Origin of the sequence: Kribbella polygonati (assembly GCF_050320105.1) — a bacterium.
Lineage (GTDB): Bacteria > Actinomycetota > Actinomycetes > Propionibacteriales > Kribbellaceae > Kribbella.
On sequence record NZ_CP190129.1, the window covers coordinates 99,082 to 122,181 of the forward strand.

Annotated in this window: 18 protein-coding genes and 1 tRNA gene; 12 read left to right on the forward strand and 7 right to left on the reverse strand. The window is 66.9% G+C overall.

What is annotated here, in order from left to right; all coding sequences use genetic code 11:
* The first annotated feature begins 83 nt into the window (after positions 1–83).
* Complete coding sequence (locus tag ACQHIV_RS00470) at positions 84–617, forward strand: helix-turn-helix domain-containing protein (RefSeq protein WP_427890523.1); 534 nt, start codon at positions 84–86, stop codon at positions 615–617.
* Positions 618–925: 308 nt separating this feature from the next.
* Here ACQHIV_RS00470 and ACQHIV_RS00475 read toward each other — a convergent pair whose 3' ends face one another.
* From ACQHIV_RS00475 to ACQHIV_RS00505, 7 genes are all read right to left on the reverse strand, one after another.
* Positions 926–1,531, reverse strand: a complete 606-nt coding sequence (locus ACQHIV_RS00475) for a hypothetical protein (RefSeq protein WP_427890524.1) — start codon at positions 1,529–1,531, stop codon at positions 926–928.
* Positions 1,532–1,544: 13 nt separating this feature from the next.
* A complete protein-coding gene (locus ACQHIV_RS00480) occupies positions 1,545–2,291 on the reverse strand; it encodes a very short patch repair endonuclease (RefSeq protein ID WP_427890526.1) in 747 nt (248 codons plus the stop codon).
* Positions 2,288–3,595, reverse strand: a complete 1,308-nt coding sequence (locus ACQHIV_RS00485) for a DNA cytosine methyltransferase (protein WP_427890527.1) — start codon at positions 3,593–3,595, stop codon at positions 2,288–2,290. The genes ACQHIV_RS00480 and ACQHIV_RS00485 overlap by 4 nt, the downstream gene beginning before the upstream one ends.
* 76 nt (positions 3,596–3,671) lie before the next feature.
* Positions 3,672–6,506 carry a Z1 domain-containing protein gene (locus ACQHIV_RS00490; protein WP_427890528.1) on the reverse strand — a complete coding sequence of 945 codons (2,835 nt, stop codon included), beginning with the start codon at positions 6,504–6,506 and terminating at the stop codon, positions 3,672–3,674.
* Positions 6,503–7,540, reverse strand: a complete 1,038-nt coding sequence (locus ACQHIV_RS00495; protein WP_427890530.1) for a PD-(D/E)XK motif protein — start codon at positions 7,538–7,540, stop codon at positions 6,503–6,505. Before ACQHIV_RS00495 ends, ACQHIV_RS00490 begins: the two co-directional genes overlap by 4 nt.
* The gene (locus tag ACQHIV_RS00500; protein ID WP_427890532.1) at positions 7,495–9,072 is read right to left on the reverse strand and encodes an ATP-binding protein; all 1,578 of its coding nucleotides are present in this window, start codon (positions 9,070–9,072) and stop codon (positions 7,495–7,497) included. Before ACQHIV_RS00500 ends, ACQHIV_RS00495 begins: the two co-directional genes overlap by 46 nt.
* 310 nt (positions 9,073–9,382) lie before the next feature.
* A tRNA-Arg gene (locus ACQHIV_RS00505) sits at positions 9,383–9,454 on the reverse strand.
* A gap of 80 nt (positions 9,455–9,534) precedes the next feature.
* Here ACQHIV_RS00505 and ACQHIV_RS00510 point away from each other — a divergent pair.
* The 11 genes from ACQHIV_RS00510 (at position 9,535) to rpmE (ending at position 23,057) form a co-directional block, all read left to right on the forward strand.
* Complete coding sequence (locus ACQHIV_RS00510; protein WP_427890534.1) at positions 9,535–10,368, forward strand: hypothetical protein; 834 nt, start codon at positions 9,535–9,537, stop codon at positions 10,366–10,368.
* A 122-nt stretch (positions 10,369–10,490) separates the two neighbouring features.
* Complete coding sequence (locus tag ACQHIV_RS00515) at positions 10,491–10,676, forward strand: PspC domain-containing protein (RefSeq protein WP_427890536.1); 186 nt, start codon at positions 10,491–10,493, stop codon at positions 10,674–10,676.
* Between the two features lie 44 nt (positions 10,677–10,720).
* Positions 10,721–11,248 carry a hypothetical protein gene (locus tag ACQHIV_RS00520; protein ID WP_427890538.1) on the forward strand — a complete coding sequence of 176 codons (528 nt, stop codon included), beginning with the start codon at positions 10,721–10,723 and terminating at the stop codon, positions 11,246–11,248.
* Between the two features lie 65 nt (positions 11,249–11,313).
* Positions 11,314–12,972, forward strand: a complete 1,659-nt coding sequence (gene argS / locus ACQHIV_RS00525; protein WP_427890540.1) for an arginine--tRNA ligase — start codon at positions 11,314–11,316, stop codon at positions 12,970–12,972.
* Positions 12,969–14,375 (forward strand): diaminopimelate decarboxylase, encoded by a 1,407-nt coding sequence (gene lysA / locus ACQHIV_RS00530; RefSeq protein ID WP_427890542.1) that lies wholly within the window; start codon positions 12,969–12,971, stop codon positions 14,373–14,375. The genes argS and lysA overlap by 4 nt, the downstream gene beginning before the upstream one ends.
* Entirely contained in the window at positions 14,372–15,670 is a 1,299-nt protein-coding gene (locus tag ACQHIV_RS00535) for a homoserine dehydrogenase (protein ID WP_427890544.1), read from the forward strand. Before lysA ends, ACQHIV_RS00535 begins: the two co-directional genes overlap by 4 nt.
* A gap of 5 nt (positions 15,671–15,675) precedes the next feature.
* Positions 15,676–16,740, forward strand: a complete 1,065-nt coding sequence (thrC, locus tag ACQHIV_RS00540; protein ID WP_427890546.1) for a threonine synthase — start codon at positions 15,676–15,678, stop codon at positions 16,738–16,740.
* A gap of 52 nt (positions 16,741–16,792) precedes the next feature.
* The gene (thrB, locus tag ACQHIV_RS00545) at positions 16,793–17,647 is read left to right on the forward strand and encodes a homoserine kinase (RefSeq protein ID WP_427890548.1); all 855 of its coding nucleotides are present in this window, start codon (positions 16,793–16,795) and stop codon (positions 17,645–17,647) included.
* A gap of 327 nt (positions 17,648–17,974) precedes the next feature.
* Entirely contained in the window at positions 17,975–20,161 is a 2,187-nt protein-coding gene (gene rho, locus ACQHIV_RS00550; RefSeq protein ID WP_427890550.1) for a transcription termination factor Rho, read from the forward strand.
* Between the two features lie 152 nt (positions 20,162–20,313).
* Complete coding sequence (locus ACQHIV_RS00555; protein WP_427890552.1) at positions 20,314–22,731, forward strand: glutaminyl-peptide cyclotransferase; 2,418 nt, start codon at positions 20,314–20,316, stop codon at positions 22,729–22,731.
* A gap of 119 nt (positions 22,732–22,850) precedes the next feature.
* Positions 22,851–23,057 (forward strand): 50S ribosomal protein L31, encoded by a 207-nt coding sequence (gene rpmE, locus ACQHIV_RS00560; RefSeq protein WP_209693871.1) that lies wholly within the window; start codon positions 22,851–22,853, stop codon positions 23,055–23,057.
* The last annotated feature ends 43 nt before the right edge of the window (positions 23,058–23,100 follow it).

A 23,100-nucleotide genomic window follows, 5' to 3' on the forward strand; every position in this document is an offset into this window, starting at 1 on the left:
GGGCGAGTGAATGGTACCGATGCCGCTATTATTACCACTGTTGGTATCAATGGATACCCTGAAAGAACCCTGATGGAGAGCCGATGGAGGAGTCACCGACCCCGGTGCTGGACGTCCTGCTGCACCCGATCCGCTGGCGGATCGCGCAGCGCGTACTGGGCCGCGAGGTCACCACCACCGACCTCAAACGGGACCTGCCCGACATCCCGACGACCACCCTGTATCGGCACGTCGCCGCACTGATCGACGCCGGCTATCTGACCGTCGTCCGGGAACGCAAGGTCCGCGGCACCACCGAACGAACCCTCAGCCTCGACCAGACCACGGTCGGCCGCATCGACGCCCGCGAGGCCCGCGCGATGACCCCCGACCAGCACCGCCAGGCCTTCCTCCTGCTGCTCACCCGCCTGGCCGCCGACTTCGACCGCCTGGTCGACAGCGGCGACCTCTATCCCCGCATGGACCAGCTCGGCTACTCCCAACTGGCGATGTACCTGAGCCCGGAGGACCTGACCGACTTCCGCACCCGCTTCGCCGCCCTGATCGCCCCCTACCTGGCCGAGTCCCCAGGCAAGGACCGAGTCGTGCTGTCGATGTTCTCGCTCCCCGACAGCTGATCCCAGTCGGCCGCGGCTGCGCGGCGTCGACGGGCCCCGGAGGCGAACCGCTTCGCTGTAGGCCAGGCAGAACTTTCAGGTACGGCGGAACGTTTCGTCGAACCTCTGTGCCCGGACCGCTGCCCAGCAAACAACGAAGCTCCGCCGCCGCAGCCACCGCCTAGACAGCATCGAACCTGGAAGTCGTCCTCGACCGCCAGCGTCGTGTGGGTTATCACTGGGTTGAGCAACGAATCAAACAAGCATTCCATGATCGTTGGAGCACGGATGCTGCTCCGGACGCCCGGCCTCGGATGGCAGCACCTATCTCAGGCCGGATCGTGCTGCTTCCAGCGCCTTTCCACGTACATAAGCTCAACGCCGCAGTGTTCGGCGAGTTGCTCCTGCTGCTTCTGCTGGGATTTCTGAACCTGCTCACCCTCGAAGGTGTACACGACGATCAGGGGTACCGCTCGCAGCCGCACCGCCTCGTTGATCGCCGCCCAGAGAAGGTCGCGATACGTTCTCTGGCCACCCCAGCAGACGTATCGTTGGGTAATCTCGTTAGAGATGAGGCAGTGCATGGGCTTCTCGCCGATGCTCTCGGGAACCACGCGCCACTGCTGGCCAAGGAGCGCTCGCAGGAACCCGGAGGGCGGCGTGAGGCGCCTCGTGGTGTACCGGGCGTAGGGTCCCACCCCCTCGATCGCGCGTGCGTACTCCTTCAAAGGGCCGTCCTTCAGCCAGACGCGCATTCCTTCGGCCGTCTGATAGTCCGCCAGCTCACCCCCGATCGAGGGGTCCTCGATCCATTCGGAGTACCACCGCGTCTTCTGCCGGCCCGGCATCATCATCCATGGCAATTCGCCGATCTGTCGGTACAACTCGGTCAACACCGCGTCGCGGACGTCTTTAGGCAATGAGATGTCTGGCATCGGCATCCTTGAGCTAGGTTCGGCGGGCAGGGCGTTGATTTACGGCGGCGATCACTTCGTCGGCGACGACCTCGGCGTCATCATGTTCCCAACGACGGATAACCGTCCAGCCCGCGTCGGCAAGGAGACGGTTCGTGTCGCGGTCACGCCGCTTGTTGCCTTCGATTTTCTCGCGCCAGAACTGAGAATTGCGGGATGCCGCACGGTAGTGTTCTGCGCAGCCATGCCAGTAACAACCGTCGATAAAGACAGCGACCTTCGCTCTGGTGAACACGATGTCAGCCGTCCGCGGGACGTCGGGGAGCGGCCGAGCTGAGACGCGGTAGCGAAGACCGCGACCGTGGAGCAGTCGGCGTATTCGCAGCTCGGGGCTTGTATCCCGAGGGCGGTTCCCGCGCATGGAGGCCCGCACCTCGGGGGAGGCGGCCCACGACGCGCTCGGCACCTCCTCATCGCCCACTAGATCCCGCTGCCTGGCGAGGCTCCATGCCTCAGCGAGGGCGGCCGATCGGCGGTTAATGGCAATGAAACCGAGCGAGCGAGTCATCGACTTACCGCCCGCCCGCCATCGGAGCTCAGCTAGGAACCCTTGTCTGTTGGCAGGCTGACGAAGGCCGATAGTGCCCTTAGCTGACGAGCCATCCGGAAGCCGCACCTGTCGACGGCGCCCACCACCCGCGGCCTTGTTCTGTTCCACCTGGGCGCCCGCTGACGATCGGCCACGTCGGGCGCTCCCCCGGGGCAGCCGAGCATTGCTCATGCCCTGAGCTCAGCGTCCTTCAGAACCTCAGAGACCGCCGAGGCGAACTTGTGGCCGAGTAGCACCGGTACGGCGTTTCCGAGTTGACGCATCTGCTCGCCTCGTGGGCCGCAGAGCTTCCAGGTATCAGGGAACGTCATCACCCGCGCGGTCTCGCGAACGGTCATGTAACGATGTCTATAGCGCTGACCCGACTCAGGATCGACCCTTTTCAGCAGCGAGTCTGTCAGCATGACCGACTCGCCGCCTGGAACTCCGTGGACGCCTGCCTTGACAGTCTTTGCCGGCCTATCCAGGACATTCGGCGTGTGTCCGACGTAGATGCGGGCATCGGGCCAGCCGATGTGGTCGGTCGGCATCGAGTCGTACTGGACGCGATCGAGCCGGTCCCACCGAATCTTTGGCAGCGGAGACTCGGACTGACCGTCGATTCCCGCGATCGCGTCCCGCAGTGTCCGCCAGGGTTTCCGGCCGTCGTCCAGGTCAATTGGCAATTCGGCCGGAAGAGCCGCGTCGACGGCCGTTCGCACATGCTTAGGAACGCTGGAGTGCCGCTCCCAGTAGCTTCCGTTCCGGATCGATGCGTGCAGCGCGGCCTCGGAATGCGTCGGTCGCACACACCTGCCAAGGAGGTCCTTGTTGATATTCAGATCAGCGCGGAACGCGACCACGATCACTCGATTGCGGACCTGCGGTACGCCGTAGTCGGCGGCGTTCACCTCATACTTGTAGACGTTGTATCGCTCGCGAGGCTCGCCATGATCCTTTTTCTCCCGTTCCCGGAGGATGGCATCGTGTTCGTACCACCTGGCAGCAGGATCGCGCTCCTCGAAGGGACGAGCCAGCTCTCGCAAGATGTAGTCGAAGTACGGCAGGAACGACGGGCGCAGGAGGCCACGGACGTTCTCGCAGATGACCGCCTTGGGCTGAATCTCGCGGATCGCTCGGAACATCTCCGGGAACATATTTCGCTTGTCCTCGTCGCCCTTGCCGATGCCCCCGAGAGAGAACGGCTGACATGGCGGCCCACCCGCCAAGAGGTCGACGTGACCTTCTAAGTAGCCCATCTTCAAGTCACGAACGTCACCACGCACCAAGGGCCATGGATCGCCTGACTCGGGAATCGTCTCTTCCTCGCCGCGAGCGACCGCGCCGTTGGCCTCCAGAGTGTCACAGGCCGCCTTCATGAACTCATTGACGAGCAACGGCTGGAATCCAGCGCGGTGGACCGCCATGGCCAAGCCACCGCCACCCGCGAAGAGCTCAACTGAGGTGCGCCGCGTCGGCGATGGCTGATCCGACATGACCGAACCTTATCTCAACCCCGATGCCCTGCGGCCGACCGCGTCCACAACACCGTCGTGTCGCATCGCCTGCCGCTTACTCTGTGCGATCAACGATCGCGTAGTTGGGCTTGTCCGGCGATACCACCTTGTATACGAGCGGTCGACGGTCCGCTGGAACCGCGGCCTCGGGCAGATGCAGCCGGACAGCCATGACTGGGACTGTGCTAGCCGTTGTGGCGACATCGCGATCCTTATTCATGACCGGGTAAACGATCAATGAGGCGGTTCGTTCCTCCGCGTTGGTCAACGCGTCTACTACGACTCTATGGATCGGATCCGCGTTACCACGGATCCCGGAGGCGTCCGCCTGGCGTCCGTGAATCGTGAATCCCGGCTCGCCGTTGAGGCTGTACTGGGCGTCCTTGCCTTGTGGAAACACTACGAGCCATTTTCGTAGGACGGCGTCGGGTAATCCTTCGATCCACGCGAGGTCCGGGGCGAACGTCTCGGGACCGCCCCACTTCAGCGCCCGCAGAACCTTCAGAACCGTCGCGTTGTCGAACTCTTTGAACCTCGCGCTGAACTGGCGCGATACCCCCTTCACCTCAGCCTGTAGCCACACCGTCTCCTTCGAAACTCCCTCGATGAGTGGGGCGAACGCTCTCAGGTTGTGGGCCAGCGAGTCCTTGTCATCAAGCTGTGGATAGCCGGAGCTTGGCTCCTTGTTCGGGGTACGTCGCTCGACGAGGCGCGCGTTGTACATCTTGTTCGCCGCGGTCGGTCGTAGGCCGTGCCGCATGACAAGTGGCTGGATATCCGCGGGCCGTATGTTCGGCCGGCCGTCGTACATCACGGCGTACTGCCGCAACTCTTCCCGGAAGTCCATCTCGTCTAGGCAAGCCGCTTTGAAGGCATCCCGTACTACGGGCGGCACGAACAACCGGACCAGGTCGCGGTACCCCTGCCTGAAGCCGAACCAGCGGCCCATCTGCATAAGTGCTTCGGCATGACCTACATTGCGGGAGTAGTAGGTGATCGTGAGTCCCTCGACAGTGAAACCTCGAGCCAGTTTGTTGCCTCCAACAATGATTCGCCAAACCGATCGGCTGTCGAAGTCGAGCTGCTCGGTCTCGGCGTCCTTGTCGCTATTTACGACGATCACCGGGTCGCCAGTCGGCGCGATCCGTCGTGCTGCGACAGCGATGTGCGGCTTGACCTCATCGAAGCTCCGGGGTCTGGGGTCATCGAAGTCCAATCCATCCATGACCGGCAGGAAGTCCGTCTCGAACAGGTCTCTAAGTCTGGCCAGTGCGCCGGTGGACAGGTAGCCCGCCTGAGCCCAGAGATCCCTGAGATCTCTCGCGCGCTGGCTCTGCGCCGCGGTGCGCATGGTCTCATGCACGAGCATTGTGTGGTGCTTGAAGGGTTGCAGTCCGTTGGCTTCCCGGTAGAGCTTGATAGCGCCGGAGAGCACGAAGGAGTCCAGCGCTAGCTGCAACTCGGCTTCCTCGTCTTCAGACGCGGGCAGCCGGATATGAGCCTTCTCCTTGGAATTCGCGTACGTACGTTCCGCTCGTGGCATCGTCAGGTCCAGGTCGTGGAAATCCTCAACTCCCATGTAGCCGCGCGGGCGTTCAAGCGAGATCAGATAGTCGCTGGGGAAGATGTCCTCGGCGTCCTCCGGGTCCACGAATACATTCGCGAACGGGGTGGCCGTGTATCCAACGTACTGCGCTCTCGGGAGCACCTTCAGTAGGTTGGAGAGGTGCCGATTGATAGCAGTGCGCTTCTTGTTCTCCTCAAGCCACTTCTTTGGGTTCGTGGTGTTGATCGAGGCCTGGTCTGACTCATCATCAATGATCAGCGCCGGGATGTCGCTCAAGTCGTCGGAACTGTTCTTCAGATCCTTGAGCAGGTTGTTCAGGACGGACGAGTTCTTCTTGACGATGATGAGTCGCGCGTTGCTCGGGAAGAGATTCGTCGGATTCCATAGCTTCTTGCTTCGATCGACGCGCTCGAACTCGAGTGCTGGCAGGCCTTGCTGCAGCCGACGGTAGTCGAAGTTCCGAGTCGTCATACGGCGGATGTCCGGCAGGCCGACGTCGGCGGGCCGGACTCCGTGACGGACAAACCGGTCGTTGTTCCAATCGTCGTCGTCCGCGTAGTCAGCCTGGCTGTCGGTACCCGGCAGGAGATTTTCACGACCTACAAGCTCCATGTCGAGACGACGCTGTGTTTGCTCGCGGAGCATGTTGGTGGTTCCGGTCAGGACAATCACGAGGCGGTAGCCCGCGTCGATCGCCTTGGCGATGACACCGGTGAAGTTGGCGGTCTTACCACTCTGGACATACCCGACAACCAGGCCCTTGGTTTGTCCCGATTCCCTGCGCGTCGGGTCCGCTAGCCGCTCGACGACTCGCGTGCTGGCAACGTCAAGACTGGTAATGGCATCTGACTTCCAGTTGCGTTGCGACGCCAGGTAGTCCATGTAGTGCTGCCAGTAGAAGTTGTGTGCACGCTGCACGTCCGGCGTGTACCACGGGTTCCACTCGGGGGCGATGATGATGGGGCCGCTGTCGATCTCGACCGGGAACTTCTCGGCGAATAGGCCTTCGGTGGTCGAATCGAGTCCCAAAGCGTCCACGACCAGGGCCCGGCGTTCGTAGCTCTTGTCGGCGGTGTCTTTCGCCCAGGCGTTGAGCTCGCGGGGCGCGTTATCCCACCAAGCCAAGGCGATGTGCAGACTGACCATCAGACTGTCGTTTGGGCCAGCGTTCTTGATGTAGTCACGCAGCGCGGCCTCCGACACATCAGGTATCGGATCGAGCTCCTCGGATTCCAGACTGGCCCGCTTGAGCAGGGACTTGGGAGTGCCACGCTCGATCGCCCGGAGTGCTGCACTATAGGCCTCGACCAGTTGGTTTCTCATGTCAGTCCTTCATAATCGCGCAGGTCAGTGAGCAACTGGGGGGCGGATGACGCTTCCTCAAAACCTCCAAGATCGACTCGGTACCGGACATCGGGAATCCGGTCGAGCTCGACGCCGGCGGATTCGAGAACAGCCGGAGTCAGTTGGGGGAAGCCATCGATGACTTCGTAGGCGGCGCTCGCGGAGCGACGTGTCCAGCGCGTTGTGATCCTTGCTCGCTGGTCCGGTCGCCACCCGGCGGCTGACAGTGCGTTGTCGAATTCGCTGGCGACCGCCGATATCTTGACCTTTGCGGTCAGACAGTCAACAAGCTCTGGCAACGTCCAGCCATGTCCAGTGCCAGCCATAGTCAGCTGATGTGATAGCAGCCAGAGGGGACGTGTTTGCGTCGGAACCAGCTGGGTGAGCGACTCGATCCAATGCATACGGCGTTCGCTGGTTGTCGTCTTGACCTCGAGATCGAAGTCGGCGAGACCGAAATCGTGCTCCTCGCCCAACACACCGCGCCAAGCCTCGATCGCGGCTCGCGGGCCTCGTTTGTTTACCAGACCGGTGACAGTGAGGAGTTCGCCCACGAGTCCGATCTCGCGCTCTCTTGAGATCACATCCGGACTGCTGAGCAGTGCCGAGAGTGAGTCGAGAGTTGACTGCAGCGCGGTGCTGGGGTCGAGATGCGTGAGTTGTATGCGATCAGCGAGGGTGCAGAGCATCGGATATGCGTCCCTGAACAGACGTGGAGTCACGATCGCGACCTCGAGGAACCTGCGGTTATCCCGTCTCGCAAGCCGACACACGACGTGCCGAAGCTTGAGATTCGGTGCTTCGGTCTCAGCGGAGACCTCGACACGAAGGCCTAGCTCCGGTGTCGCCGGTTCGATGAAGAGCTGGACTTCCGGCGTCCCCGGAACTCCAAGCGCGACTGGTGCCGAGCTGGACAGATAGCGCTCCAGCGTGTCCATCGAGCGATGCCGGTCTTCGGGCCCGCCGCTCATCGCCGCTCCGCCTGGACGGCGGCGGTCAAGATCGTCTGCCACAGATCGATGTTGTCCTTATCGCGAGGTCCGAAGTAGTCGCCTTCAAAGGTGTTGGCAACCAAGAGGTATAGGAGAGACTTGAGCAGGGGGAGATCGTTGAGGCCGCCGTGCTTGCCGCCGAGCAGCATCGTGCGATACCGCTTGTTGAGCCACAGCGTTCGTTCGTCGCGATCCACGTAGAAGAACGTGTCATCGGGGAACATGTCCCACCGAATGTCGATGGCGTCCTCACCCTGAAGGCCTGGGACCTCTTGCTGAATTGTCTTCCGGACCCTGGGCGGGAGCCCAGCACCTGGGTGGATCATCGGCTTGCGTTTCGCGGAGCGCGCGGTTGAGGCCCGGTAGACCTCCTCGGCGACGGTCAGGTAGTCGGACAACGACGTACCGTCCTCGGCTCGCGCGGCGGCGGCGAGTTGCGCGAACTCGGGACCGACCAGCACCCTGGACTTCTCGGGATTCATCTTGAAGATGCCGACAATGTCATTGTCAATCTCAACCTCGACCCGAGCGAGCTGCAGCCGGGGATGGTCAGAATGAACACCGACCCAGTCACCGGCCTGCAGGAGCCGATCTCGACGGTAGAAGTACAGTCCCTGCATCTTCACGCCGTCGCCGCCGAGCCTGAATTGAGGCTTGTTGGAGCGGCCCGGCCAGAGGTGGCAATGGAACGAGATCCGTCGGCCGTCAAGGTCCGCGCGGAGTACTTTCGGATAGTCCGGGCGGCCTGAGGATCCGTATGCGAAGGGGTCCAGCGGCGTCACCGGTGCTGGCGCGCCAACAAGATCCGCGTCCACATCCTGGACATCGATATCTACCTGGATCCGGTTGCTCTCCAAGAAGCGATGGAAAATCAGTCCGAGGTGCTGACAGATCTTGGCGACTTTCGCGTCGATGAAGCGTTCCGTCTGCTCTGCGTTGTCATTCGCGGGAAACGCCGCGACGTCATCCCAGCGAATGACCGTGCCGTGGTCACCAAGCGGGTGCGGCCACGGCTTGCCGAGCTCCGCCGCGGCGAACTCGCTCGGCACCAGCTCACACGAGAACCCATACTCGGAGACCCGATCGAGATTCCACTGCCGTCCGACGGCGGCATGTCCAGATGCTCGCGACATGACAGTCAAGCACTTGGCTTGGCTGAAGGACGCGGCCTTCAGACCAAGGCCGAAATGACCGAGATCTTGGGCGTTGTACGAACGGCGGCCGCCCACTGTCATCGCGGCGTCGATGGAGTCGGGCGCCATGCCACGTCCGTTGTCCACGACGTACAGGGACCGGAGCCTGCCCTGGGTCCGAACGAAGCGAATCAGGACGCTGGTCGCGCCGGCATCGATCGAGTTGTCGACCAGGTCTGCCAGCGCCGTTTCCAGTGAATGGTTCCTGCCGATCGCGTCAAGCGCACGCGGATCAGGCGGCAGTTCGATCGCGCCCTCGGTCGGTACGCTCTCGCTCCAGCTATCCATTGTTCCCCCCAGTACATCAGCGGGCCGGTATGCCTCGAACCGTTTCGCCACCGCCCGATCGCCGCGATCCATACCAACCACATCCCCAGCTCGCCAGACTGACGAGCGACCACTCCCCTGATCGCTCTCTCGTCGCCAGACGTTACTGACAACATCGCCGTATGTCAGCCCGCGGCGGCCAAAGTGTCACGATCCGTGATCGTCTCGGGCAATGAGTTCACTGTCGGATCGTGATCCTCGATCGACTGGGCGCGAGGACTCGGGCACTGAGGTGGCGCGCCTACCGCCGACTGTCCCGGCGTCGTGAAAGACGGCTCCGCAGAAACACGACGGGCGATCCAGCGCGCTCTGCTCAGCGCACAAGGATCGCCCAGATCGGTCGCGCCCCCGGCAGGATTCGAACCTGCGCACCCGCCTCCGGAGGGCGGTGCTCTATCCCCTGAGCTACGGGGGCTCAGGAACGAGCAGAACATTAGCAGCATGTTCACGCCATCTCCGAATCGGGGGCGTCCGGCGTGGGGTAGAAGTCTTGGCATGCGCAAACTAGGGATCTCTCTTGTTGTCGTGCTAGCCGCCCTCCTTCTACCCACCCAGGCCCAGGCCGTCACCGGATGGCACGTTGTCGGTTCTGACAACGCCCGCCCGCTGGACGAGAGCCAGGGCCTCGCCACGGTCACTCGTGGCGGAAGTACGCAGTACCGCTACACAGGCATCGGCACCATCCCGGCGGACCTCCTGGTCCGCGGCTGGAACCATGTCGGCGACCCAGGCGCGTCGCAGGGCTGGTACGTCGAGCCGTACCAGCGTGACGACCGTGGCGGGAAGCTGTATCGCGTGCAGTCGCCGTCCGGTGTCTGGTCCACCTACACGCACGCCCTGGAGTCCTGGGAGGCGAACAACAACAGCTTCGCCGCGGTGAGCCCGGACGCCCAGCGGCTGGTCACGGGGGAGTGGGGCACGATGGACCGCCTCCTGGTCCTCCCGATGCCCGGGGCGGCCGCCACGGACCCGTCGAAGAACCTCCCGTACGCCGCTGCGATCCGCCTCGACCACCAGGTCCGCGACGTACAGGGCTGCGACTTCGTGAACGCCACTCAGCTCCTGTGCTCCTCCGACGACCCGGACGGCAGCCTCTTCGGTACGACGAAGCCGCTGCTGCAGGTGGATCTGTCCGCGCCCGTGGGCTCGAGCGACGTCACCGGCCATGTGACGTCGCTGGGCCAGCTCCCCTTGCAAAGTAGCTGCTCCGGCAACTTCGAGGTGGAGGGCATCGACTACTACGAGCCCGACGGCACGCTGCGCGTCGTGGTGATGTCGCCGGGCGCCTGCGTCGGGATCGACAGCAAGACGTACCGGTTCCAGCGCTGAGCTCGGGAGCCCCACCCATCGGCCCCTGAGTCGACCCTGGAACCGCGGCGCGGTGGCATCCGGGCCGCCTCGAGCACCGTCATAGTGGAGGTAAGCCCCACGGTGGAAAGGAAACGGTACTCATGGCTAGCTCTCTGGTCCGCCCGTCACACGATCGCTGGATCGGCGGTGTCTGCTCCGGACTCGCTCGCCGGTTCGGTATCTCGTCCAACACGATGCGGCTGATCTTCGTGATCAGCTGCCTGCTCCCGGGCCCCCAGTTCCTGATCTACATCGCGCTCTGGATCTTGATGCCCGCGGAGCGCTGACCCCGGCGACCGGCCGTCCCGGCGTACCTGGCAACCTGGCTCCCATGAGAGCTGGCAGGTGGCGCCGGACGGTCGGGACGGCGGCCGTCCTGCTGGTTGCCGGCGTCCTGCTGGCTGGTTGCCAAATCGGCCCCGCGGCGCCCGCGGCCGCCGACCTGCGGACCGCCGCGCCGCCCTGGGACGCTCCCCGGGACGCGGTCTCGTATATCGACAAGGCCGGTTTCGAGCGGCTCCCGCTGGACTTCTCCGGCCCGGCGCCGTACACGCTGACCATCGCCGTCACCCTCGACGGCAAGCCGGTCCAGGTCGCGGCCGGGATCGGCATCGACAAGCTCCGCGCCGAGCAGGCCGCCGTCCACACCCACAGCACCGACGGCGTCGTCTGGGTCGAGGCGAAGACCGCCGCCGAACGACCCACCCTCGCCCAGTTCTTCACCCTCTGGGGCATCCGGTACGACGCAACCTGCCTCGCAGACGCCTGCGCCGCCCTAACAGTCACGGTCGACAACCAGCCCGCCACCTGGAACACCCCACTAGTGCGCAACAGCCACATCACGGTGAGTGCTCGGTAGGGTCGCCGTACCGGGCTGTGGATAGCGAGTCAAGGGTTTCGGGTGGGGCCCATTAGGCTGATCCGGTGACTCCGGAACAGCTCGCTGAGAAGATCCTGCAGGCCCTGGCCGCGCTCGCCGCCGACGGCACCATCACCGTCGAGGGCGGGCTGCCGCGCGAGCTGAAGGTCGAGCGACCCAAGAACCCCGAGCACGGGGACTACGCCACCAACGTCGCGATGCAGCTCGGCAAGCGTGCCGGGCTGAACCCGCGGCAGTTCGCCGAGCTGCTGGCCACGAAGCTCCGCGACGACGAGGCGATCACCGCGGTCGACATCGCCGGCCCCGGTTTCATCAACCTCCGGGTCGCGGCCGATGCCCAGGGCAAGGTCGCGCAGTCGATCCTGGAGGCCGGCGACAGCTACGGCACCAGCGACAGCCTGAAGGGCCGGGCGATCAACCTCGAGTTCATCTCGGCGAACCCGACCGGTCCGCTGCACCTCGGCCACACCCGCTGGGCGGCGGTCGGCGACGCGCTGGCCCGGGTGCTGGCGGCCGCCGGCGCGAGCGTGACCCGCGAGTTCTACATCAACGACCGCGGCAACCAGATGGACAAGTTCGGCGCCAGCCTGCAGGCCGCCGCGCACGGCGAGCCGATCCCCGAGGACGGGTATCACGGGGAGTACATCCTCGACCTGGCCCAGCGGATCGTCGACGAGGTGCCGGGGATCACCGAGCTGCCGGTGGACGAGCAGCTGGTCGCGTTCCGCGAGGCGGGGTACGAGCGGCAGCTCAAGGAGCAGCAGGACCAGCTCGAGCACTTCCGGACCAAGTTCGACGTGTGGTTCTCGGAGCGCAGCCTGCACGAGCAGGACGGCGTACCGCACGCGATCCAGAAGCTCCGCGACCAGGGCCACCTGTACGAGGCCGACGACGCGCTGTGGATGCGGACGACGGACTTCACCGACGACAAGGACCGGGTGCTGATCCGGTCGAACGGCGAGCCGACGTACTTCGCCTCCGACGCGGCGTACTACGTGAACAAGCGCGAGCGCGGCTTCGAGACCTGCGTGTACATGCTCGGCGCCGACCACCACGGCTACGTGAACCGGCTGAAGGCGATCGCGGCCTGCGCCGGCGACGACCCCGAGCACAACATCGAGATCCTGATCGGCCAGCTGGTGAAGATCCTCAAGGGCGGCGAGGAGATGCGGCTGTCCAAGCGGGCCGGCACGATCGTCACGCTCGCCGAGCTGGTCGAGGAGGGCGGCGTCGACGCGCTCCGCTACACCCTCTGCCGGTACCCGGCCGACTCGCCGCTGACCCTGGACATCGAGGAGATGACCCGCCAGGCCAGCGAGAACCCGGTGTTCTACGTGCAGTACGCACACGCCCGGCTCGCCTCGATCCTGCGGAACGCCGACGAGCTCGGCATCAAGCTGGACGAGTTCGACCCGGGCCTGCTCAGCCACGAGCGCGAGGGCGACCTGCTTCGCGCGCTGGCCGAGTTCCCGCGGGTGGTCGCGACCGCGGCCGAGCTGCGCGAGCCGCACCGGATCGCGCGGTACCTCGAGGACACCGCGGCGGCGTTCCACAAGTTCTACGACAGCTGCCGCGTGCTGCCACGCGGCGACGAGGAGGTGGAGCCGGTGCACAAGGCTCGCCTGACCCTGGTCTCCGCGACCCGGACCGTGCTCGCCAACGGGCTCGACCTGCTCGGCGTCTCCGCACCGGAGCGGATGTGAGGGCGCACGAGGCGGGCGCGCTGCACGCCGACCTCGGCCACCGGGCACCGCCCTGGCTGCGCGCCCCCCGCGACCCCAACGAACTGGTCCCGTCGCTCTGGTCGACGAACACGAAGAAGGACGCCGAGGGCGCGCTCGTCGTCGGCGGTGTCGACGTCCGGGACCTGGTCGCCGAGCACGGCAGCCCGGCGTACGTCCTGGACGAGGATGACTTCCGCGCCCGGGCCCGGGCCTTCAAGCACGCGTTCAAGGACGTCGACGTCTACTACGCGGGCAAGGCCTTCCTGTGTACGACGGTCGTCCGCTGGGTGATGGAGGAGGGCCTGAACCTCGACATCTGCAGCGGGGGAGAGCTGGCCGTCGCACTCCGGGCCGGCGCCGACCCGAAGCGGCTCGGGTTCCACGGCAACAACAAGTCCGAGTCCGAGCTGGCCCGCGCGCTGGACGCCGGTGTCGGCCGGATCGTCGTCGACTCGCAGTACGAGATCACCCGGCTGATCGCCTTGGCCGCCGAACGGAGCACGGTCGCCCCGGTGATGGTCCGGGTGACGGCGGGCGTCGAGGCGCACACCCACGCGTACATCGCGACCGCGCACGAGGACCAGAAGTTCGGCTTCTCGATCACCTCCGGCGCGGCGTTCGAGGCCGTTGCCCGGATCAACGAGGCGCCGGAGCTGGAGCTGCTCGGGCTGCACTCGCACATCGGCTCGCAGATCTTCGACTCGTCCGGTTTCGAGGTGGCCGCGAAGCGCGTGATCGCCTTGCACGCAAGGGTTTCCGAGGAGATCGGCGTGGACATGCCGGAGCTCGACCTGGGCGGCGGCTTCGGGATCGCGTACACCACCCAGGACGATCCGTCGGACCCGGCGCAGCTGGCCACCGAGATGGGCAAGATCGTCGAGCACGAGTGCCACGAGCACGACGTACCGGTCCCGCGGGTCTCGGTCGAGCCCGGCCGCGCGATCGTCGGCCCGGCGATGTGCACGGTGTACTCGGTCGGCACCGTCAAGGAGGTCGAGCTGGACAACGGCGCGGCCCGGACGTACGTGTCGGTGGACGGCGGGATGAGCGACAACATCCGCGCCGCGCTGTACGACGCCGACTACTCCTGCACGCTCGCCAACCGGTACTCCGACGCCGGGCCGACGCTGGCCCGGGTGGTCGGCAAGCACTGCGAGGCCGGGGACATCGTCGTCAAGGACGAGTTCCTGCCCGCCGACGTCCGGCCCGGCGACCTGGTCGCCGTGCCCGGTACCGGCGCCTACTGCCGGTCGATGGCGAGCAACTACAACCACGTGCCGCGGCCACCGGTGATCGCGGTCAAGGACGGCCGAACGCGCGTCGTGGTACGCCGTGAGACCGAAGACGACCTGCTTCTCCTCGACATGGGGGCCGCCGAATGAAGAACGACGACAAACCTCTCAAGGTAGGCCTGCTCGGTTGCGGAGTGGTCGGCACCGAGGTGGTGCGGATCCTGACCGAGCAGGCGGACCATCTGGCGGCCCGCGTCGGCGCCCGGCTGGAGATCGCCGGGATCGCCGTCCGGCGGGCCGGCCGCGAGCGCGACATCGCCGTCGACCCGGGCCTGATCACCACCGACGCGCAGGCGCTGGTGTCCCGCGGTGACCTGGACCTGGTGATCGAGGTGATCGGCGGCATCGAGCCCGCCCGCGGGCTGATCCTGACCGCGCTCGAGCACGGCGCCTCGGTCGTCACCGCGAACAAGGCGCTGCTCGCCGAGGACGGCCCGACGCTGTTCGCGGCCGCCGAGAAGTACCAGCGCGACCTGTACTTCGAGGCCGCGGTGGCCGGCGCGATCCCGATCCTGCGACCGCTGCGCGAGTCGCTGGCCGGCGACGACGTGGTCCGGGTGATGGGCATCGTCAACGGCACCACGAACTACATCCTCGACAAGATGGACAGCACCGGCGCCGGCTTCGACGAGGCGCTCGAGGAGGCCCAGGCGCTCGGGTACGCCGAGGCCGACCCGACCGCGGACATCGAGGGCTTCGACGCCGCCGCGAAGGCCGCGCTGCTCGCCAGCCTCGCGTTCCACACCCGGGTGTCGATCGCCGACGTACACCGCGAGGGCATCACCGAGGTGACCGCGACCGACATCGCGTCCGCCCGGGAGATGGGCTGCGTGGTGAAGTCGCTGGCGATCTGCGAACTGGACGAGCAGACGGACTCGGTGAGCGCCCGGGTGTACCCGGCGATGATCCCGGTCACGCACCCGTTGGCCAGTGTTCGGGACGCGTACAACGCGGTTTTCGTGGAAAGCAAGGCAGCCGGGCGGCTGATGTTCTATGGTCGTGGTGCCGGCGGCGCCCCGACGGCCAGTGCCGTCCTCGGGGATCTGGTGTCCGCCGCGCGCAACCGGCTCAAGGGTGTGCCGGGAGTCGGCGAGTCGTCGTACACCCAGCGGGCCGTGCGGCCGATGGGCGACGCGACGACCCGCTACCACGTGTCGCTGGACGTGGCCGACAAGGCCGGTGTGCTGGCGGCGGTGGCCCAGGCGTTCTCCGAGCACGACGTGTCGATCCAGACCGTCCGCCAGGAGGGCCGGGGCAGCGACGCGCAGCTGGTGGTGGTCACCCACACCGCGACCGATGCCGCGTTGTCCGCGACCGTGGAGTCCTTGCGGGACATGGACATCGTCCGTGAAGTCAGCAGTGTGATGCGGGTAGAAGGCGAGTAGGTCTGATGGTTCACCAGTGGCGTGGCGTGATCGAGGAGTACAGAGACCGGCTTCCCGTCTCGGCGGACACGCCGGTGGTCACGCTCGGCGAGGGCGGGACGCCGCTGGTGGCCGCGCAGTGGCTGAGCGAGCAGACCGGCTGCGAGGTGTGGCTGAAGGTCGAGGGCAACAACCCGACCGGTTCGTTCAAGGACCGCGGGATGACGGTCGCGATCTCGCTCGCCGCGCAGGCCGGGGACAAGGCCGTGGTGTGCGCGTCGACCGGCAACACGTCGGCGTCGGCGGCGGCGTACGCCGTCCGGGCCGGGATGCTGCCGCTCGTGGTGATCCCGGCCGGGCGGATCGCGAAGGGCAAGCTCGCGCAGGCGGTCGTGCACGGCGCGAAGCTGGTGCAGATCGACGGCGGGTTCGACGACTGTCTGCGGATCGTGCGGGAGCTCGGGAAGAACTACCCGGTCGCGCTGGTGAACTCGGTGAACCCGGTGCGGCTCGAGGGGCAGAAGACGGCGTCGTTCGAGGTGTGTGACGCGCTGGGCGACGCGCCGGACCTGCACTTGCTGCCGGTGGGGAACGCGGGGAACATCGCGGCGTACTGGAAGGGGTACCAGGAGTACGCCAAGGACAAGCTGGCGACGCGGACGCCGAAGATGTGGGGTTTCCAGGCGGAGGGCGCGGCGCCGATCGTGCGGGGCGCGATCGTCGAGAAGCCGGAGACCGCGGCGACCGCGATCCGGGTCGGGAACCCGGCGTCCTGGACGCTGGCCGAGGCGGCGCGGGACGAGTCCGGCGGGCGGATCGACCTGGTCACCGACCAGCAGATCCTCGACGCCCAGCGCGAACTCGCCGCCCGCGAGGGCGTCTTCGTCGAGCCGGCGTCCGCGGCGGGCGTCGCCGGCCTGCTGCTCGCCAAGTCCAACGGCGAACTCCCCGGCGGTTCCACAGTGGTCATCACCGTCACCGGTCACGGCCTGAAGGACATCGACACAGCCCTCTCACACGCCACCTTCGAAGAACCACCGGTCACCCCCGCGGACACCGATGCCGTCGCCCGGATCGCAGGTCTGGTCTGAGATGGAAGAGGTGGAGGCTGCCCGGCGGCCGTGTGATCAGGTTCGGGTGCGGGTGCCGGCTACCAGTGCGAATCTTGGGCCTGGGTTCGATGCGTTCGGGCTGGCTTTGACGTTGTACGACGAGCTGGTTGTCACCCCGGGCGGGTCCGGGGTGACGGTTCAGGTCAGCGGATGCGGTGAGGGTGAAGTGCCGCTGGACGAGTCGCATCTGGTGGTGCGGTCGATCCGGGCGGGGCTGGACGCGTTGGGGGCCTCGGTTCCGGGGTTCACGTTGCGGTGTGAGAACCGGATCCCGCACGGTCGTGGGCTCGGCTCCTCGTCGGCCGCGATCGTCGGCGGGCTGGCCGCGGCGTACGCGCTGGCCTGCGAGCAGCTCGACCGCGAGCGTCTCGTCGTACTCGCGAGCGAGATCGAGGGGCATCCCGACAACGTCGCCGCCGCCGCACTCGGAGCGTTCACTATCGCTTGGACAGACAGCGAAACCGGCCGCGCGGTGAAGTTGCAGCCGGCGGCCGGAATTGCTGCGACTGCTTACGTACCGGACAACCGCGTGCTCACCAAGGAGGCGCGCGGGCTGCTGCCGAGCGTTGTTTCCCACAGTTCGGCGGCAGCCAATGCGGGGAAGGCCGCATTGCTCGTCGCCGCGCTGACCGGGCGCCCGGAGTTGCTGTTCACCGCGACCGAGGACCTACTGCACCAGGAGTACCGCGAGCCGGCGATGCCGGAGAGCCTCGCGCTGGTACACAAGCTCCGCGGCGCCGGCCACGCCGCGATCATCAGTGGCGCCGGCCCCACGGTCGCCGTACTGGGGGCCGCCGGTACGCCGGACGCGCCGGACGGGTGGACGAAGTACGAGCTCGGGATCGATCCAGTGGGCGTACAGGTCTGGTCGATGGAGGCGGGCTGACCGGGAATGCGCCGCGGCGGACACGCGTTGAACCGGTTGGAGTCGGCAGAAGGCCCCGTAGTGGTGCTAGTCTCGACTCACCCGATCCCCTCCAGGTGATCGGTGTGCTCTCGCCACGATCCGGGCTGTGCTCCCGGCACCCTGTGTTGTGTGGCGACCCTCCTGTGGATGTGACCTTGCGCCGCCTGCGTCGGAGATGTCCGGGGGGACTCAGATCGAGCGAGAGACCTCCTGTACCCCGCGTGCCCGTTGTGTGGCCGTGGGTGGAATGAAATTTGGTCGATGAGCCTTGCGGGCCTTCGACGATCCGTGTGGGAAGGACCTCACGTGACAGAAACTGTTGAAGCCTCCAGCGCAGCGGACGCAGCGGCTACCACCGCCACGCGTCGCCGGAAAGCTGGCGGCGGCCTCGAGGGCATGCTGCTCCCCGAGCTCAAGCAGCTCGCCGGGACGCTCGGCATCAAGGGCACCGGCGCACTGCGCAAGGGCCAGCTGATCGAGGCGATCAAGGCCGCTCAGGCGGGGTCTCCCGCGAGTGGCTCTACCGGCCGTAGCCGGGCGAAGGCGACCCAGCCGACGCTCGACGAGGCGGCCGAGGCGCCGGCGGCGAAGACCGCCGAGGCGCCGGCCAAGCGCGAGGGCGGCAGTCGCCGGACCCGCGCCGCCGCGCAGAAGGACGCGGCCACCGACGGGGCGCCGAGCGATGCGCCCGTCCAGCAGAACGTGCAGCACGACGTACAGCAGAACGTGCAGCCCGAGGCCCGGCAGAACGGTGCCGCCCCCGAGGCCGCCGTCGAAGCGCCCGCGGCGCGGCAGACCCAGCCGGAGCCGTCGGTGCAGTACGGCGCCGACGAGCGTACGGACGACCGTGGTGAGAGCCAGGGCCGCAGCCGCGACCGGAACAACAACCGGAGCCGCGACGCCCAGAACCGTGACCAGAGCCGCGACCAGAACCGTGACCAGGGCCGGGACACCAACCGGGACGGTCAGCGCGACGGTCAGCGTGAGGGTGGCCGGGACCAGGGCCGCGACAACCAGGCCCGGGACAATCAGGGCCGGGACAACCAAGGCCGGGACAACCAGGGCCGCGACGGCAACCGGGACGGCGGGCGCGACAACCAGCGGAACCGTCAGGACCGGCAGGACCGGCAGGACCAGAGCGATCGGGGCGAGGAGGGCGACGGCCGGCGGCGGCGGCGCCGGGGCCGCGACCGGGACCGGAACCGCGACGGCCAGCCCAGCCGCGACGGTGGCCGGGACAGCGCGCGCGACGGCGGTCGTGACGGGGGCCGGGACAACACCCGCAACCGCGGCCGCGGCGAGCGGTACGACGCCGAGCCGACGATCACCGAGGACGACGTACTGGTCCCCGCGGCCGGCATCCTCGACGTACTCGACAACTACGCGTTCGTCCGGACCAGCGGCTACCTGCCGGGCCCGAACGACGTGTACGTCGCGCTCTCGATGGTGAAGCGCTACGGCCTCCGCAAGGGCGACGCGATCACCGGTGCGGTGAAGCAGCCGCAGGAGGGCGAGCGCAAGGAGAAGTTCAACCCGCTGGTCCGGATCGACACCGTGAACGGTGCGGACCCGGAGATCGCCAAGCAGCGGCAGGACTTCAACAAGCTCACCCCGCTGTACGCGACCGAGCGGCTCCGGCTGGAGACCGAGCCGGGCATCCTGACCACCCGGATCGTCGACATCGTCAGCCCGATCGGCAAGGGCCAGCGCGGCCTGATCGTCTCGCCGCCGAAGGCCGGCAAGACGATGGTCCTGCAGGCGCTTGCGAACGCGATCACCACGAACAACCCCGAAGTGCACCTGATGGTCGTGCTGGTGGACGAGCGGCCCGAAGAGGTCACCGACATGCAGCGCACGGTCAAGGGCGAGGTCATCGCCTCGACGTTCGACCGGCCGGCCGACGACCACACCACGGTCGCGGAGCTGGCGATCGAGCGGGCCAAGCGGCTGGTGGAGCTCGGCCACGACGTCGTCGTACTGCTGGACTCGATCACCCGGCTCGGGCGGGCGTACAACATCGCGGCTCCGGCCAGCGGGCGGATCCTGTCCGGTGGGGTGGACTCGTCGGCGCTGTACCCGCCGAAGCGGTTCTTCGGTGCGGCCCGCAACATCGAGGACGGCGGTTCGCTGACGATCCTCGCGACCGCGCTGATCGAGACCGGCTCGAAGATGGACGAGGTGATCTTCGAGGAGTTCAAGGGCACCGGCAACATGGAGCTCCGGCTGCGCCGCGAGTTCGCCGACCGGCGGATCTTCCCGGCGATCGACGTGGTCGCCTCCGGTACCCGCCGCGAGGAGCTGCTGATGTCGAAGGACGAGACCCAGGTGGTCTGGAAGCTCCGCCGGGTGCTGTCCGCCCTCGACGGCCAGGCCGCCCTGGAACTCCTGATCGGCAAGCTCAAGGAGAGCAAGTCGAACATCGAGTTCCTCCTCCAGGTGAACAAAACGACCCCGTCCACCGGCAGCACCCACAGCACCACGAACGGCGACTGACAAAAGACTGGGGGAGGCCGGCGGCCTCCCCCTTGTCGGTTGCTGAGGGTAGCTGAGAGAAGTTGTTCCAGGGGTTCATCTGGACCTCACCGAAGGTTTCTCCCCGGTGGAGATGTCTATCCCGTCAAGTAATCACTTCGGCGGGAGTTGTAATGCGCACAAGATGGCGACTGGCCACGGCCGCCGGGATCGCGCTGGTGGCGGTCACCGGTGTCGCGGTGGCGAACGTGGTGCCGGCCCGGCACGCGGGTCCGCAACCCGACGGTACGGCGAACACGACGTACGGCTGGCGGGTGACGCCGGCCGGCGACCAGACCAAGCTCGGCGAGAAGCCGTTCGGTTCGGCGCTCAGCCCGGACGGCAAGTACCTCGCGGTCAGCAACGACGGCACCCGGACGCAGAGCCTCTCGCTGGTCGAGGCCGCGACCGGCAAGGTCGTCCAGAACCTCCCGTACGCGAGCCCGGAGGCCCTCTTCATCGGCCTCGCCTGGAGCCCGGACGGCAGCAAGCTGTACGCCGCGGCCGGCGGCAACGACAAGATCCGCGTCTACACGCAGGCGAACGGGCTCCTCACCGAGACCACCCCGATCGCCCTCCCCAAGGGCACCTTCCCGGCGGGCCTCACGCTGAACGCCGACGGCAGCAAGCTGTACGTCGCCGGCAACGGCGCCGCCGCGATGTCCGCGATCGACACCGCGACCGGCAAGGTCCTCGGTAAGGTCGCCACCGGCCCGAACCCGTTCACCGTCGGCCTCACCGCCGACGGCAAGACGGCGTACGTCTCGAACTGGGGCACCAACACGGTCTCGGCCGTCGACACCACGACGCTGACCGTCCGCAAGACCCTCACCGTCGGCAGCCACCCGACCGCGATCCTGCGGAATCCGGCCACCGGCGAAATGCTCGTCGCGGTCACCGACGCCGACCAGGTGATCGGCATCGACCCGGCCACCGACGCGGTCACGCGCACGATCGAGCTGGCGCCGTACCAGCACGCCCCGGTCGGCTCGAGCCCGCAGGGCCTGGCGATCGACGGGACCACGCTGTACGTCGCGAACGCCGGCAACAATGACGTCGCGGTGGTGAACCTGCGGACCAACCACGTCACCGGGCTGATCCCGACCGGGTGGTACCCGACCACGGTCACCGTCACGCGCGACCGCCGGCTGCTGGTGACGAACGCGAAGGGTCTCGGCGCCGGCCCGAACCCGGCCGGCCCGCAGCCGACGAACCCGGTCGTCGACTACTCGCAGTACGTCGGCTCGATGATCATGGGCACGCTGTCGGCGATCGCCGTACCGGGCCGGGACCAGCTCGCGCACTACACGCAGCAGGTCCGCGAGAACGACGGCTTCAACGGCGCCCCGCACCCGAACGGCCCGGCGAACGTCGTCCCGGTCCGGCCGGGGGACGCGAGTCCGATCAAGCACGTGATCTACGTCGTGAAGGAGAACCGCACGTACGACCAGGTGTTCGGCTCGCTCGGCAAGGGCGACGGCGACCCGTCGCTGAACCTGTTCGGCGACGACTCCGCCCCGAACCAGCGGCAACTGGCGCGTCAGTTCGTCACGCTCGACAACTTCTACGCCGACGGCGCGGTCTCCTCGGACGGCTGGGAGTGGGCGACCGCGTCGGAGTCGAACGCGTACAACGAGCACCTCTGGCCGGTCGCGTACAGCGGCCGCGGCCGGGGCGACGACGTGTACACGAACCAGGCGACCGACCCGGGCAAGCTCACCGGCGACTCGCGGATCTGGGACCGGCTCGACGACGCCGGCATCTCGTACCGCAACTACGGCATGTGGGCGGGCGGCCCGTTGCCGGCCAAGGTGTTCGCGACCGAGCCGCGGCTGGCCGCGCACACCGACCCGAACTACGCCGCCCAGAACGGCGACATCCGGGACAACTCGCGCGTCGACGAATGGCTGAAGGAGTTCAACGCGTCCGGCACCCTGCCCACCATGCAGTTCGTCCGGCTCGGCAACGACCACACGTTCGGTACGTCGGTGGGCAAGCCGACGCCCAAGGCCGCGGTGGCCGACAACGACCAGGCGCTCGGGCGGATCGTCGACGCGGTGTCGCACAGCAAGTACTGGAAGGACACCGCGATCTTCGTCACCGAGGACGACGCGCAGAACGGGCCGGACCACGTCGACGCGCACCGGACCGTCGCGCTGGTGATCAGCCCGTACACGCAGACCGGCATGGTCGACTCGACCATGTACAGCACGGTGTCGATGATGCGGACGATGGAACTGATCGCCGGGATCGGCCCGCTGACCCAGTTCGACGCCGGCGCGACCCCGATGACCGCGAGTTTCACCGGGCAGCCGAACCTGGCGCCGTACGACGCCCGGACGCCGTCGCAGTCGCTGGACGAGAAGAACACCGCGTCCGCGCCGCTCGCCGCGGAGTCGTCGAAGATGAACTTCAGCGCGGCCGACCTGGCGCCGGAGCAGCAGCTCAACGAGGCGATCTGGAAGAGCGTGAAGGGCGCGAACAGCCCGATGCCGGCGCCGCGGGGCGCTCCGGCGAGCGGGGCCGAGGCGGCCGAGGAAGGCGGGCGCTGAGTGGCTTCCCGGCCCCGGATTTCCGCGTCCTCGGGCGCTCGTGGCACACTAGATGGCTGGTTCCGGTTCACGTTCGTACCGTGCGGACGACCCGGGGCACCTGATCCTAGGAGACTGTCTTGAAGAGCGACATCCACCCGACGTACGTGGAGACCACGGTGACCTGCACCTGTGGCGCCACGTTCACCACGCGCTCGACCGCGGAGAACGGCGTCATCCACGCCGACGTGTGCTCGCAGTGCCACCCCTTCTACACCGGCAAGCAGAAGATTCTGGACACCGGTGGCCGGGTCGCCCGCTTCGAGAAGCGGTACGCGAAGAAGTAGCTGTCTTTCCGCGCGCCGGTTCCGCATTCACTTGCGGAACCGG